Annotated in this window: 13 protein-coding genes; 9 read left to right on the top strand and 4 right to left on the bottom strand. The window is 66.0% G+C overall.

Annotation, left to right across the window (positions count from 1 at the left end; genetic code table 11):
• Positions 1-261 precede the first annotated feature (261 nt).
• Genes LCM4576_RS02420 through LCM4576_RS02400 form a run of 5 tightly spaced genes read left to right on the top strand, consistent with a single transcriptional unit; the run spans position 262 to position 5,159 of the window.
• Positions 262-1,536: an NAD(P)/FAD-dependent oxidoreductase gene (locus LCM4576_RS02420; RefSeq protein WP_071030287.1), complete on the top strand. Its 1,275-nt coding sequence runs from the start codon at positions 262-264 to the stop codon at positions 1,534-1,536.
• Between the two features lie 33 nt (positions 1,537-1,569).
• The gene (locus tag LCM4576_RS02415) at positions 1,570-1,986 is read left to right on the top strand and encodes a RidA family protein (protein ID WP_071030557.1); all 417 of its coding nucleotides are present in this window, start codon (positions 1,570-1,572) and stop codon (positions 1,984-1,986) included.
• Between the two features lie 6 nt (positions 1,987-1,992).
• Positions 1,993-2,667 (top strand): DUF1028 domain-containing protein, encoded by a 675-nt coding sequence (locus tag LCM4576_RS02410; protein ID WP_071030284.1) that lies wholly within the window; start codon positions 1,993-1,995, stop codon positions 2,665-2,667.
• Positions 2,668-2,688: 21 nt separating this feature from the next.
• Positions 2,689-4,179, top strand: a complete 1,491-nt coding sequence (locus LCM4576_RS02405; RefSeq protein ID WP_071030282.1) for an aldehyde dehydrogenase — start codon at positions 2,689-2,691, stop codon at positions 4,177-4,179.
• 50 nt (positions 4,180-4,229) lie between these two features.
• Positions 4,230-5,159 (top strand): LysR family transcriptional regulator, encoded by a 930-nt coding sequence (locus LCM4576_RS02400; RefSeq protein ID WP_041007619.1) that lies wholly within the window; start codon positions 4,230-4,232, stop codon positions 5,157-5,159.
• A gap of 6 nt (positions 5,160-5,165) precedes the next feature.
• Here LCM4576_RS02400 and argE read toward each other — a convergent pair whose 3' ends face one another.
• Positions 5,166-6,323, bottom strand: a complete 1,158-nt coding sequence (argE, locus tag LCM4576_RS02395; RefSeq protein WP_071030280.1) for an acetylornithine deacetylase — start codon at positions 6,321-6,323, stop codon at positions 5,166-5,168.
• 218 nt (positions 6,324-6,541) lie between these two features.
• Here argE and LCM4576_RS02390 point away from each other — a divergent pair, with 218 nt between their 5' ends.
• The 4 genes from LCM4576_RS02390 to LCM4576_RS02375 all read left to right on the top strand — a co-directional run bounded on the left by LCM4576_RS02390 (position 6,542) and on the right by LCM4576_RS02375 (position 11,002).
• Entirely contained in the window at positions 6,542-8,611 is a 2,070-nt protein-coding gene (locus LCM4576_RS02390) for an NAD(P)-binding protein (RefSeq protein WP_071030278.1), read from the top strand.
• Between the two features lie 138 nt (positions 8,612-8,749).
• Positions 8,750-9,529 carry an SDR family NAD(P)-dependent oxidoreductase gene (locus LCM4576_RS02385; RefSeq protein ID WP_071030276.1) on the top strand — a complete coding sequence of 260 codons (780 nt, stop codon included), beginning with the start codon at positions 8,750-8,752 and terminating at the stop codon, positions 9,527-9,529.
• An 8-nt stretch (positions 9,530-9,537) separates the two neighbouring features.
• A complete protein-coding gene (locus tag LCM4576_RS02380; RefSeq protein ID WP_071030274.1) occupies positions 9,538-10,119 on the top strand; it encodes an SDR family oxidoreductase in 582 nt (193 codons plus the stop codon).
• Positions 10,103-11,002 carry an aldose 1-epimerase gene (locus LCM4576_RS02375; RefSeq protein ID WP_071030272.1) on the top strand — a complete coding sequence of 300 codons (900 nt, stop codon included), beginning with the start codon at positions 10,103-10,105 and terminating at the stop codon, positions 11,000-11,002. The genes LCM4576_RS02380 and LCM4576_RS02375 overlap by 17 nt, the downstream gene beginning before the upstream one ends.
• A gap of 63 nt (positions 11,003-11,065) precedes the next feature.
• Here the strand turns inward: LCM4576_RS02375 and LCM4576_RS02370 are convergent, their stop codons facing one another.
• The 3 genes from LCM4576_RS02370 to LCM4576_RS02360 all read right to left on the bottom strand — a co-directional run bounded on the left by LCM4576_RS02370 (position 11,066) and on the right by LCM4576_RS02360 (position 14,411).
• Positions 11,066-11,827 carry an SDR family NAD(P)-dependent oxidoreductase gene (locus LCM4576_RS02370; protein ID WP_071030270.1) on the bottom strand — a complete coding sequence of 254 codons (762 nt, stop codon included), beginning with the start codon at positions 11,825-11,827 and terminating at the stop codon, positions 11,066-11,068.
• Positions 11,824-13,353: a sugar ABC transporter ATP-binding protein gene (locus tag LCM4576_RS02365; protein ID WP_244508343.1), complete on the bottom strand. Its 1,530-nt coding sequence runs from the start codon at positions 13,351-13,353 to the stop codon at positions 11,824-11,826. The genes LCM4576_RS02370 and LCM4576_RS02365 overlap by 4 nt, the downstream gene beginning before the upstream one ends.
• A gap of 83 nt (positions 13,354-13,436) precedes the next feature.
• The gene (locus LCM4576_RS02360; protein WP_071030268.1) at positions 13,437-14,411 is read right to left on the bottom strand and encodes a substrate-binding domain-containing protein; all 975 of its coding nucleotides are present in this window, start codon (positions 14,409-14,411) and stop codon (positions 13,437-13,439) included.
• Positions 14,412-14,419 lie beyond the last annotated feature (8 nt).

Here is a 14,419-nt window from a genome sequence, read left to right as displayed (position 1 = left end):
AGGGCAGGGAACCACCGAATCCGAGGCGGTAGAATAACTTTTTCCGGCACCCGTGCTTAGGGTTTGCCTAAGCCTGATCGATGGTGGTGCCATCGACCTTGTCGTCGGCATCCGTAACGGCTCCGCGATCCCCATCTCAGCGTTTAGGGATAAGCTAAGCACTGACACATGAAATCATAATTTTCGCTCCGCCAGCCCCTCACTAAAAGCAAACCGGACCTCCATCGCAGCGGCGAAAGCCCCATCGGAAGAGACGTGGATATGTCGGTTGAGAAGATAGACACGCTCGTTGTCGGCGGCGGCCAGGCCGGGGTGGCCATGAGCGAGCATCTGAGCAAATGCGGGGTGCCTCATCTCGTGCTCGAGCGCGGCCGGATCGCCGAGCGCTGGCGCTCGCAGCGCTGGGACTCCCTGGTCGCCAACGGCCCGGCCTGGCATGATCGGTTTCCGGGCATGGAGTTTCCCGTGACGGGTCCCGACGRCTTTCCCCCGAAGGAGGAGGTCGCCGACTATTTCGTCGCCTACGCAAAGCAGATCGACGCGCCGATCCGCTGCGGCGTGGAGGTCAAGCTGGTGCAAAGGAATGTCGGCCGTCYGGGATTCCGCGTCGAGACGTCGGATGGCGTGATCGAGGCCAACAGCGTGGTGGCCGCGACGGGACCTTTCCAGGTCCCCGTCATCCCGCCTCTCGTCCCTGCCGATGCCGRCATCCTGCAAATCCACTCAAGCGCCTACCGCAATCCCGCGCAACTGCCTAAGGGCGCCGTGCTGGTGGTCGGCGCGGGATCCTCKGGCGTGCAGATTGCCGACGAGTTGCAGCGCTCAGGCAGGCGCGTCTATCTCTCGGTCGGCCCGCATGATCGGCCGCCGCGCTCTTATCGCGGGCGCGACTTTTGCTGGTGGCTGGGCGTTCTCGGCAAATGGGACCTCGAGACCCCAGGACCCGGCACGGAACATGTCACGATCGCGGTGAGCGGCGCGCGCGGCGGCGAGACGATCGATTTCCGTCGCCTGGCCGCGCAGGGGCTTACGCTCGTCGGCATGACAAAGACATACCAGGGCGGTGTGATGAGTTTCGCGCCCGATCTTGCGAAGAACATCGCCCGCGGCGACGCCAATCTGATGTCGCTGTTGGACGAAGCCGACGCCTATGTCGTCCGCAACGGTCTCGACCTCCCGGAAGAGCCCGCCCTGCGCAAAATTGGCCCGGACCCGGACTGCGTGATCAATCCGATCAGCGAGCTCGATCTCGCCGAGGCCGGGATAACAGCGATCATCTGGGCGACGGGCTTCGCTGTCGATTACAGCTGGCTGAAGGTCGACGCTTTCGACGAGAAGGGCCGGCCAAGACATCAGCGCGGCGTCTCGGTCGAGCCGGGGATATATTTCCTTGGGTTGCCCTGGCAGTCGCGCAGGGGGTCGAGCTTCATCTGGGGCGTCTGGCATGATGCCAAGCATGTGGCCGACCGTATTTCGACGCAGCGCAAATATCTCGCCTACCACGCCGCCGCGACGCGCGAGCCCGTGGACGCCTGACCAGAGCTGCGAGCCCGACCCATGGAGACCAAGATGGCGCATACGAGAATTCGCAAATTCAACACCAAGGACAYCTATCCCGAGCAGAAGCTCGACAACGATCTCTGCCACGCGGTCGTGACGCGCGGCGGCCGGACCGTCTATCTGCGCGGACAGTGCCCGCAGGATCTCGACACGGCGAAGAACATCGACAGCCATGATCCGGTCGAGCAGACCCATAAGGTCATGCAAAACATCAGGCAGCTCATCGAAGAGTGCGGCGGCACGATGGAGCATCTGGTGAAGGTGGTGGTCTACATCACCGACGTGCGCCATCGCGAAGCCGTCTACCGGACGATGGGCGAGTATATCAAAGGCGTTCACCCGGTTTCGACCGGCCTGGTCGTGTCGGCCCTGGCACGGCCGGATTGGCTGGTCGAGATCGACGGCACCGCTGTCATTCCGGACTAACGCGCCATGACCTTCTCCATCGTCGCGCGCTGCAGGCGCACTGGCATGTTTGGCGTGGCGGTGTCCTCGTCGTCTCCCGCGGTCGCGGCTCGTTGCGCCTATGCGCAGGCGGGCGTTGGCGCCGTCGCCAGCCAGAACGTCACCGACCCGACGCTCGGGGTCCGGGCGCTGGAACTGATGGCGCGCGGCGCCTCCGCTACCGAGGCGGTCGCCATCATCAAGCGCACGGCCGCCTTCAGCGAATACCGGCAGGTGCTCGCGGTCGACGCGGCCGGCGGCAGCGCAATCCATTCGGGACCGAAAGCCCTCGGCATCTGGGCCGAGGCGCGTGGCGAGGACGTTGCCTGCGGCGGCAACCTGCTTGCCAACGATGGAATTCCAAAGGCCATGGTCGACGCCTTCCTCGCCTCCGAAGGCCATCTCGGCGACCGGCTGATCGCGACCATGCGCGCCGCGCTCAAGGCGGGCGGGGAGGCGGGGCCCGTCCGCTCCGCTGGCATGAAGCTGGTGCGCGATGTGTCCTGGCCCGTCGCCGACCTGCGCTGCGACTGGACCGAGGATTGCCCGATCGAGCAGTTGGCTGCGCTATGGGATATCTACAAGCCCCAGCTCGACGCGTATGTCACCCGCGCCCTCAACCCGTCCGATGCGCCGAGCTACGGCGTCCCCGGTGACGAGTAGTACCGGCATTCTGGAGTCAGCATGAACGAACTCAGCCACAAGGAGTGGGTCGGCAGAGCGTCCGCGATCCGCTTCCGCGACAAGGCGTTCATCGACGGCAAGCCGGTATCGGCGCGCTCCGGCCGGACCTTCGCCAGCATCAATCCGGCCACGGGAGCGACGCTCGCAGAGGTCGCTTCCTGTGGGGAAGAGGATATCGACCTTGCCGTTGCCGYGGCGCGGCGCAGTTTTGGAGCCGGTGTCTGGTCGCGGACGAGCCCTCAGCATCGTAAAGAGGTGCTGCTGCGGCTGGCAGCGTTGCTACGCGAGAACCTGCCGGAGCTGGCGCTGCTGGAATCGCTGGACATGGGCAAGCTGGTCAAGGACGCGGCCACCATCGACGTGCCGGGCTCGGCGGCGATCTTCCAGTGGTATGCCGAGGCGATCGACAAGGTCTATGACGAGGTGGCGCCGACAGGGCAGGGCGACCTCGCTCTGGTGCGGCGCGAGCCGCTCGGGGTCGTGGGCGCCGTGGTGCCGTGGAATTTCCCGCTCGACATGGCGACCTGGAAATGCGCGCCGGCGCTGGCGGCGGGCAATTCGGTGGTGCTGAAGCCGGCCGAGCAGTCGCCTTTCTCGGCGCTCAGGCTGGCCGAGCTTGCCATGGAGGCGGGGCTCCCTGCCGGCGTGCTCAATGTGGTGCCCGGCCTCGGCGAGACCGCCGGCCAGGCGCTTGGCCGGCATATGGATGTCGATTGCCTTGCCTTCACCGGGTCGACCGCCGTCGGCAAGCTGTTCCTGCAATATTCCGGCCAGTCGAACATGAAGCAGGTCTGGCTGGAGACCGGGGGAAAAAGCCCCAGTCTGGTGTTCGCGGATTGCGCCGACCTCGACGCGGCGGCCGACATGGCCGCCTTCGGCATCTTCTTCAACCAGGGACAGGTGTGCTCGGCCAATTCCCGGCTTCTGGTGGAGCGCGGCATCAAGGACGCGCTGGTGGAGAAACTGGCCGAGCGCGCGGCGGCGACGCAACCCGGCGACCCGCTCGACCCGGCGTCCAGGATGGGCGCGATGGTCGACGCGCGCCACGCCGCGACCGTCATGCGCTTCATCGACGGCGGCCGGAAGTCGGCCCGGCTGGTCACGGGCGGCGGCCGGATCTCGGTCGACGGGCGCGGCAGCTTCGTGCAGCCCACGATCTTCGACAATGTTTCGCCGGACGATCCGCTTGCCCGCGACGAGATTTTTGGCCCGGTGCTGTCGGTGATCGCCTTCGACAGCGAAGAGGAGGCGCTTCGGATCGCCAACGACAGCATTTACGGCCTGGCGGCGTCACTCTGGACGGACAGCCTGTCTCGCGCCCATCGCATCGCCGAGCGGCTTCGGGTAGGCACGGTTTCGGTCAACACCGTCGATGCGTTGAGCCCGATGACGCCCTTTGGCGGCTTCAGGCAGTCCGGTTTCGGGCGCGACCTGTCGCTGCATGCGCTCGACAAATACACCGCGCTCAAGACCACCTGGATCAAGTACTGAGGAGCGGCCCCGACTTGATTGCAGCGACCAAACGGGCATCATAGACGCCCATGCCGCTCCGCTTCACGCTCAGACAGCTCGAATATTTCGTCGCCGTTGGCGAAGCGGGCTCTATCGCCAAGGCGGCCGAGCAGGTGAACGTCTCGCCGCCATCGATCTCGGCCTCGATCGCCCAGCTCGAAGCGGAGTTCGGCGTCCAGCTCTTCGTGCGAAAGCATTCGCATGCGCTCGCGCTGACAGCGGGTGGGCGCCTGTTTCTCAAGGAAGCCGCGCGCCTGCTCAACGATGCAGACGCGCTGCACGACATTGCCGGCGATATCGCCGAAAAGGTGCGCGGACCGTTGGCGATCGGCTGCCTGTTGACGTTCGCGCAGATCGTGCTGCCGGCGCTGCGCCGGAAATTCGAGGACGCCTATCCGGATGTGCGCGTCCGGCAGTTCGAGCGCAACCAGGGCCAATTGTTCGAGATGCTGCAGCGTGGCGAAATAGACGCAGCGCTTACCTACGACCTCGAATTGTCGCAGGACATGACCTTCGAGCCGCTGATGCAACTGCCGGCCTATGTGATGCTRCCGGCCGCGCATCGCCTGGCGGCGAGGGCGAGCATCACGCCGGAGGAACTGGTCGATGAGCCGATGGTGTTGCTCGATCTGCCCTACAGCCGCGAATATTTCCTCTCGGCTTTCCAGGGCCTGCGGCCCAGGATCGCCGAGCGCACCGGCGACATCGCCGTGATGCGCTCGATGGTCGCCAACGGTTTCGGCTATGGCATCGCCAATATGCGGCCGCTCAATGCCATGTCGCCGGATGGCAAGCTGCTGGTCTTCGTGCCCTTGCTGGGCGACATCAGGCCACTGACGATGGGGATTGCGCTGCCGAACGCCGAGCACCGCACACTCACGGTGCAGGCCTTCATCGACCATTGCCGCCGCTTCGTCGTCGAGCAAGGCGTCTTCGGCACAGAGCGCATCGTCAAATGAGGGACGTCACGGCCAGCCGTCGGCGAGCCGCGCGAGTAACCGCTCCAGCATCTYGTCGCAGCGCCGCAACTGCTCGACGCTGACGAATTCGTCCGGCTTGTGCCCCTGCGCCATCGAGCCCGGTCCGCAGACGACGGCGGGCGTGCCGAGATCGCGGCTGAACAACCCGCCCTCGGTGCCGAAAGCGACTTTCATGGTGTCGTTGGCGCCGGTCAGCGATTTGACGAAGGCCACCGCTTCCGAAGCGGCCGGCGTGTCGAGACCCGGATAGGTGTTGGTGATCTCGACGTCGATTGCCGCTTCGGGGGCGATCAAGGCGGCTTCGGCAGCAATGCGCGCGGCGGCACCGCGCAGCCTGTCGAGAATTCCGGCGGCATCGTCGGCGGCGACGTTGCGGATCTCGAAATCGACCACGCAGAGACTGGGCACGATGTTGAGCGCCACGCCGGCATTGATCTTGCCGACATGCACGGTCGTGTAGGGAATGTCGTAGTCGCCGTCGCGCGCGCCGTCGCGGGCGAGCCGCTCCTGCTCGTCGCGCAAGGCGCGCACGAAGTCGCAGCCGAGATGGATGGCGTTGAGCGCCAGCGGAGCAAGCGCCGAATGGCCTTCGCGTCCCCTGCAGAGCGCGCGCGCCGCGAGCTTGCCCTTGTGACCGGTCGCCACCTGCATGTTGGTCGGCTCGCCGACGATGCAGAGCAGCGGGCGTTGCGGTGCCGCGCTTAGCATCTCGATCAGGTCGCGCACGCCGAGACAGCCGACCTCCTCGTCGTAGGAGAGCGCGAGATGCAAGGGCGTGCGCAGCGGCATTTTCGAGGCCTTGATGYAGGCCGCGAGCGCCGAGGCCACGAAACCTTTCATGTCCGCCGCGCCACGCCCGTAGAGCTTGCCGTTGCGTTCGGTCATCGTGAAGGGCGGCAGCGTCCAGTTCTGGCCGTCGACGGGAACGACGTCGGTATGGCCGGACAGCATGATGCCGGGCCTGTCGGACGGTCCGATGGTGGCGAAGAGGTTCGCCTTGTGGCCGTCGACGCTGTGGATGAGCTGGCTGGCTATGCCGTTCGCTCCGAGAAGGTCGGTGGCGCAGCCGATGAGGTCGAGGTTGGAGTCGCGGCTCACCGTCGGGAAGGCGATCAGCCGTTCGAGGATCCTGATGCTGTCCATCTCTCTTGTCCCGTTGCTGTCGGCTGTGTAGCACCGTGCCGCCGCCGCCCTGAAGTCGCATTTGGCTCAGCGGCGGTTCACCTGAGGCTAATCCATGCAAGGGCGATTAGGCGCGTCCTAATCCGCGCAGAAGAAATCCATAGTTTTCCCGCGCCGCCGCCAACTTATGAGTAATCTCGACCACACCGGCGGCACCAGGCCCGCGGGAAAGAAAGCTCATGCGCGACCAACGCTACGACATTCTATTCGAGCCGATGAAGATCGGTCCGGTGACGGCCAAGAACCGTTTCTACCAGGTTCCGCATTGCAATGGCGGCGGCTACCGCGATCCTTCGGCCGCGGCCGAGATGCGGCGCATGAAATCCGAAGGCGGATGGGGCGTCATCTTCACCGAGCAGACGGAGATGCACCACACCTCGGAGATCACGCCCTTCATCGAGCTCAGGCTGTGGGACGACGCCGACATTCCGGCGCTGGCCAAGATGGCGAAAGCCATGCACGAACATGGGGCGCTCGCCGGCATCCAGCTCGCCTATTCCGGCATCAACGGTCCCAATCTCTATACCAAGGAGGTCCCGCGCGGGCCGTCGGCCTTGCCAATCCGCACCTTCACCAACGATCCGGTGCAGGCGCGCGCCATGGACAGGCAGGATATCCGCGACCTGCGCCGCTGGCACCGCAATGCCTTCAAGCGCGCCAAGCAGGCCGGTTTCGACCTGGTCTGCCTCTACGGTGCGCATGGCTTCGGCATCATCCAGCATTTCCTGTCGACAGCCACCAACCAGCGCAGCGACGAATATGGCGGCTCGCTGGAAAMCCGCTCGCGGCTGATGCGCGAACTGATCGAGGAAGGGCGCGACGCGATCGGCGACACCTGCGGTCTGACGCTCAGGCTGTCGCTGGACGAGATGATCGGCGAGCTTGGCTTCGCCAATTCGGAAGTCCGCGACATGATCGAGATGCATGCCGATCTGCCCGATCTCTGGGACCTCGCGCACGGCGCCTGGGAGGATTGCTCCGGCCCATCACGCTTCAAGGAAGAGGYGGCGCAGGAAAGCCTCGTCTCCGGCATCAAGAAGCTGACCTCAAAGCCGGTCGTCGGCGTCGGCCGCTTCACCTCGCCGGATGTGATGGTGAGGATGATCAAGTCGGGCACGCTCGATTTCATCGGCTGCGCCCGTCCGTCGATCGCCGATCCCTTCCTGCCGCGGAAAGTCGAGGAGGGCCGCATCGAGGACATCCGCGAATGCATCGGCTGCAACATCTGCATCACCGGCGACATGACGATGTCGATCTCGCGCTGCACGCAGAATCCGACCTTCATGGAGGAATGGCGCAAGGGCTGGCATCCGGAGCGCATGCAGGCAAAGGGCGACAGCGACAGCGTGCTGATTGTCGGCGCCGGGCCAGCCGGGCTGGAGGCAGCCCGCGCGCTCGGCCTGCGCGGCTATCAGGTGGCGATAGCGGAAGCCGGCACCGCGCTTGGCGGGCGCGTGGCGCGCGAATGCCTGCTGCCGGGCCTGTCGGCCTGGGGCAGGGTGCGCGACTACCGGCAGTACCAGCTCAGCCAGATGCCGAATGTCGACATCTATTTCGAAAGCCGGCTGTCGGCCGACGATATCCTGTCCTTCGGGTTCCAGAACGTCGCCATCGCCACCGGATCGGCCTGGCGGCGCGACGGCGTCGCGCGTGCCCATGTCATGCCGATGCCGATCGATACCACGATGCCGGTCTACACGCCCGACGACCTGATGGACGGCAAGGTGCCGTCCGGCAATGTCGTGCTGTTCGACGACGATCACTACTACATGGGCGGCGTGCTGGCCGAGCTGATGGCGCGCCAGGGCGCGAAGGTGACCCTGGTGACGCCGTCGGCCTATGTCTCGGACTGGACCCGCAACACGCTGGAGCAGGGCGCCATCCACCGCCGCTTGGCGGAGATGGGCGTCGATATCGTGCTCAACAGGACCGTCACGGCGATCGCGTCGGGCGGCGTCGTCACGGCCTGCGTCTACACCGGCGCGAAACATGAGCTGGCGGCCGATRCAGTCGTGCTGGTCACGTCGCGCAACCAGGACGATGCCGTCTGGCGCGAGCTGAAGGCCCGGGAGAGCGAGTGGGCCGACAACGGCATCCGTTCGATCAAGGTCATTGGCGATGCCGAAGCGCCGGGGCCGATCGCCTGGGCCACCTATGCCGGCCACCGCTTCGCCCGCGAGCTGGACGAAGCCGATATCGGTGACGCGCTGCCTTTCCGGCGCGAGGTGACGGCGCTGGCGGACGGATAGTGCCGATCAGCCGCGGAGCGGATCGACCGCTATCGTTCCTAATCCGATATCCGCTATCATCGGCCCCGTTTGGGGCTTCCTTGACCTTTGATATTATTATAATAGCTTTGCGTCGAGGAATGATGATGGCGGCGAGCAATGCGGTGTGACTTATCGGATCGGGTCGCCTTGGTCACAGGGGCGGCGGGCGCAATCGGAAGCGCCATCGCCAAACGGCTTTCGGATAACGGGGCCGCGGTTGTCGTCGCCGATATCGACATGGCAGGCGCCGAGCGTGTCGCGGCTGGCCTGCGCAATGCGATGGCCTGCGCTCTGGACATTCGCGACGGCCAATCGGTCGACGCCGCGATCGCCAGGGTTTTGGRGCGGCACGGACGGCTCGACATCCTGGTCAACAACGCCGGCGTCAATACTTTGGCGCACCGCGTCACCATAGACGAATTCCCTCCCGAGGAATGGGACCGCATCACCGGCATCGACCTCGACGGCCTCTACGTCATGAGCCGGGCCGCGCTGGCGCCGATGCTCGCCGCCGGCAAGGGCGGGCGTATCGTCAACATAGCCTCGGTCRTCGGCCTTGCCGCGATGCGGCTGCAAAGTCCGTTCGTTGCCRCCAAGGCCGCCATCGTCCATCTGACGCGGTCGATGGCGATCGAACTGGGCGCCAAGGGGATCCTGACCAACGCGGTCGCGCCCGGCTCGGTGCTGACCGCGCTGACCGCCAAGCTGTTCTACGGCGACGACGGCAAGTTCGCCGGGCGCACCCAGGAGTTCCTCGCCCATGTGCCGCTCGGCCGGCCGGCCGAGCCGGAGGAGATCGCCGAGGCCGTGCTGTTCCTGGCCTCTCCGGCCGCCAGCTACATCAACGGCCAGGTGCTGGCTGTCGATGGCGGCTGGACCGCGGGGTACATGATGTGAGCGCCGCCATGGAAATCGATCTCGCCGGCGCCGCGATCGCGCTGGACGGTGAAACCAATGCGATCGTCGATGCGGTGCTCGCAGCACTGCGCGCCAATGGCGGGCGTATCGTCGAAGGCGCCCCGACAGGTGCTGCCGATATCCTGCTGGTCTCGTGTCCGCTGCGTGCGGGAACGAAAGCCGGCGATCCGCGCTCGCTGTATGCCGACGCGCGCAGGGCCGCCGTGGAGATGGCCGAGCGCGGCGGCCGCATCGTCTTCCTGATCTCGGCGGTCGCCGGCATGCCGATGCGCCGCCATCCTCGCTTTTCCATGGAGAACGCGTCGATCCTTGCGGCGATGCGCTCGCTTGCCATGGAATTCGGGCCGAAAATCCTGGTCAATRCAGTCGGCTTCGGCGCCGTCGAGGGCGATGCCATCGTTTCGGGCGACAAGGCGATGCTCAGCCACACGCCGGTCGGCCGCGCTGGCAGCGTCGAGGAGGCGGTCGCCGCGGTGCTGTTCTTCTGCGATCCGTTGAACAGCTACACGACCGGGCAGATGCTGGGCGTCGACGGCGGCTGGGCGGCGGGCTATGGGCGCAATTTCTGAGGCGCGGACGCTCAAGGCAGGGGCGCTGGAAGTCGGGCTGGCGCCGGCAATCGGCGGCAGCGTCAGCGCGATGCGCTGGCGCGGTATCGACCTCATGCGCCAGCTTTCGGATGACGACCGCGATGCGGGCAACGTGCTGGGCGTCGCCATGTTCCCGATGGTGCCCTACGCCAACCGCGTCGCCGGGAACGAATTCCACTTCGAGACGAGGCGCTGGCGGGTTCTGCCGAACAATCCGCCTGAGAGGTTCAACGTCCACGGCAGTGGCTGGAAGAAGCCATGGACCGTCACAAGGGCTAGTTCCGTCGCGGCCGCGCTGACGCTCGAGGTCGCCGCCGGTGCGGAGCCCTATTCCTATCGCGCCGAGCAGGCCTTCGCCGTTGCGGAAGAGGGGCTCAGCGTGACCGTGACGCTGACCAACACAGGGCCGGTTGCCATGCCGTTCGGCTTTGGCCTGCATCCCTGGTTCGATCGCGATCCGGACGTGACGCTGCAATTCAGCGCCCGGCGCTTCCATCTCGAAGAGCCCGAGGGCGTTTCGGGCGATCCGATCACGCTGCCGCCCGAACTGGATTTTGYAAAGGGCCGGTCGCTGCCGGGCGGTTGGCGCAACAATGACTATGGCGGCTGGACCGGCGAAGCGATCATCCGCTTTCCGTCGCGGGGCGCCGGATTGCGGATCGTCGCCGATCCCGTCTTCAAGCATCTGATGCTCTATGCCGATCCGACCAAGCCTTATTTCTGCCTGGAACCGCAGACGAATGCCTCGGGCGCCTTCAACCGTGGCCAATGGAACGATCCGGATGAAGGCGTGATCGTGCTTGCGCCCGGCGAAAGCGCGGCGGGGACCGTGTCATTCAGGCCATTCGCGCTCACATCCTGATCTAACTCTTTGTTGGAGCATGATCTTTTCCGAAAACCGGTTCCCACTTTTCGGGATCATGCTCTAAAGCAATCGGGCCAGGAGCCCACCATCCACCTGCATGGCGCTGCCGGTAACGAAGGAAGAGGCGTCCGAGATCAGGAAGCCGATGGCGCTGGCGATCTCGGTCGGATTGGCGATGCGCGCGATCCTGTTGGGTTCGAATGAGAGGCCCAGCGCTTCCGGGCCGCCGGCCGCTTCCAGCCCGTCCAGTGTCATCCTCGTGGCGACGGAGCCGACCAGCACGGCGTTGACGCGGATGCGGTCGACCGCATAGTCGAGCGCCATCTGTCGCGACAATCCGACGACTGCGGCTTTTGTCGCCGCATAGGCAGGCACGCCGGGAACCGTCGCATCGGCATGCACCGAGGCGATGTTGACGATCGAGCCGCCGCCGGCCGCGCGCAGCAGCGGCAGGGTCGTGCGGCAAACGCGGAAGATAGCGGTCAGGTTGACGGCAATGGTCCTGTCCCAGTCTTCGTCGGAAAGCTCTTCGAGCCGCTTGCCGGTCGGATAGATGCCGGCGCAGTTGACGACGGCGTCGAGCCCGCCGAGCCGCTCTGATGCCATCGCCACCGCTGCCTGGACGTCCGTTTCACGCGTGAGATCGCTCTCGCGGAAGATCAGTTGGCTTTCGGCGTAACGGCCAGCGAGCGCCTTGCCATCTTTACCGTCCAGCCCGGCGCCGAAGACCTGCGCCCCCTCGTTCACGAGATATTCGGCCGTCGCCCGGCCGATGCCGGTGGCCGCGCCGGTAACCAGAACGCGTTTGCCGCCAAACGTCACGCTGAGACCCCTGAAGCGTGGCGTTCGGTTTGGGCCGCGGCAACGGAACGCAGCACGCGATCCTCGCCGCCTTCGCCGCGGCCGAATTCGTCGACGATGCGGCCGTCGGCAACGACGAGGCAACGGTCGCAAAGGCCGATCAGCTCTTCGAGCTCGGAGGCGACGATGAGCAAGGCCACGCCCTTCTCGGCCAATTCGACCACGAGCCGGTAGATCTCGTGCCGCGTGGCTGCGTCGACACCCTTGGTCGGCTCGTCGAGCAGCAGCACTTTCGGCGCCCGCATCAGCACGCGGGCGAACAGAAGTTTCTGCTGGTTGCCGCCCGACAGGTGGGTGACGGAGGCCAGTGGCGACGATGCCTTGACGTTGAGCGCGCGCATGGCGGCCAGGATGGAGCTGCGTTCAAGCCCGCCGCGCACCACGCCGCGCCGCGACAAGGGCGCAAGATTGCCGATGGTGATGTTGGCGCCGACCGGCAGATTGAACAGCAGGCCGTCGCGCTTGCGGTCCTCGGTCAGAAGCGCAATGCCGGCGGCACGGGCGCCGCTCGGTGCTCCGATCGCCACGGGACCGCCGGCGACGCGGATTTCGCCCTCGGCCGGGACGCGGCCGTAGATGCCGTGCAGGATCTCGCTCCGGCCGGAGCCGAGCAGGCCCGCCAGCCCGACGATCTCGCCGGCGGCCACCGAGAGGTTGATGTCCTTCGCGCCATGCACGGCGCCGCTATGGCCGGCGACGGTGAGGTTGCGAACCTCCAGCGCGGTCGGCGCGCCGACCGGGGCGGCATGCTCGGGGAACAGCCGCTGCAATCGTTGGCCCGACATCGAGAAGATGAAGGTCTCGGCGTCGAAATCCTCCCTCGCGATACGCACCGTCACCTGTCCGTCGCGCAGCACCGTGGCGCGGTCGCAGATGGCGAGCACTTCCGGCAGGCGATGGGTGATGTAGATCATCGCGACGCCCTGCGCCTTGAGGCGGCCGAGCACACTGAACAGCGCGTCGACCTCCGTGCCGGAGAGCGAGGCGGTCGGCTCGTCCAGCATCAGCACGCGCGGCTTCATGACGATGGCGCGGGCGATCATCACCAGATGGCGCTGCGCCGAGGTCAGCGATGCGACATAGGCCCTGGGATCGATGCCGATGCCAAGATCGGCAAAGATCTCACCCGCCCGCTGTTCCAGTTTCCGCTGGTTGACCAGCATGCCGTCGCCCAGCCCGGTGCGGCCGGCAAAGATGTTCTCGGCGACCGAGAGCTGCTCGAGCACTTCGATCTCCTGCGGCACATAGCCGACACCGTTCGACCGCGCGTCGGCGGGCGAGACAAAGCTGACCGGCTTGCCGTCGAGCTTGATGGCGCCGGTGTAGGAGCCGGCCGGATGCACGCCGTTGAGGATCTTCACGAGCGTCGACTTGCCGGCGCCGTTCTGGCCGAGCAAGGCGTGGATCTCGCCCGGGACGACGTCGAAATCGACGCCGCGCAGCGCCTGAACGCCACCGAAGCTCTTGGCGATTGCGATGGCCGACAACAGCGGTTCCTGGGCAACGTTGGGCACGGCGATCCTCTGGCGGATGCCGGGTCCGGGCAAGCCGCGGACCCGGCGATGGGGCGTTACTGGCCGGCGCTGTCCAGCATCTTGTAATAGGGGTCGAGGTCGGCGGCGGTGATCACTTTGGCCGGCAACGGATTGCTGTAGGGCACGGTCTTGCCCTGGGCGAGATCGCCGAGCAGTTCGGCAACCTTGGCGCTCTCTTCATAGAGCGGCTGCGCGACGATGCCGTAGGCGGCGCCCGATTTCACCAGGTCGAGATTCTGCCTGATATAGTCCATGCCGACGATGACGACATCGCGTCCAGCCTTGCGGGCCGCGCCCGACCAGGTCTGGATGCTGTTGCCGGTGGTGCCGAAGGCCGCCGTCACGTCCGGGTTGCCTTGCAGGATCGCCACTGCCTTGGCCTCGGCTGCCGAGGGCTCGAAGCCCTCCATCTGGRTGTCGAGCACCTTGATGTTGGGGTACTTCTCGGCGATGGTCTTGCGGAAGGCCGCCGACATGGCGTTCTCGGTGTCGTTGGACGCGCCTTGCGTCAGCGCCACCGTGCCCTTGCCGCCGAGCTTCTCGCCGATGGCGACGGCGGCGTTCTGGCCCGCGCCGGCAATGTCCTCGCCGGTCGCGGCCTTCAGCCCCTGGACGGTGCCTTCCGGCGGCAGCACATGCCAGGTGACGATCGGGAATCCCTCCTTGGCGAGCTTCGAGATGTAGGAGTAGATTGCCGGATCGGGACCATAGACGCCGATCGCGTCGTATTTGGTGCGCGCCAGGGCGGCTTCGGCGAGCGGCAGCGTCGCCGGAATGTCCCAATTCGTCGCGCTCGGATCGCCGACCACCTCGCAGGTGTAGCCGAGCTCCTTGCACTTGTTGAGGAAGCCCGCCTGCATGAGCCGATGGACAGGGTGGTCCTTCATCGCCTGCACCCAGAGCAGGTGGATGTCTGCGGCCTGGGCGAGGCCCGCCGAGCCCAGCGACGCGGCGGCGGCCACGGCCGCGAATGCCGTACGGATCAGTCCCTTTCTCAGATCGATCTTCATGTCCTACC

The sequence above is a fragment of the Mesorhizobium sp. LCM 4576 genome (genome assembly GCF_001854815.1).
In the GTDB taxonomy this organism is placed as follows: Bacteria; Pseudomonadota; Alphaproteobacteria; order Rhizobiales; family Rhizobiaceae; genus Mesorhizobium; species Mesorhizobium plurifarium.
This window is presented reverse-complemented; position numbering and strand designations above follow the sequence as displayed.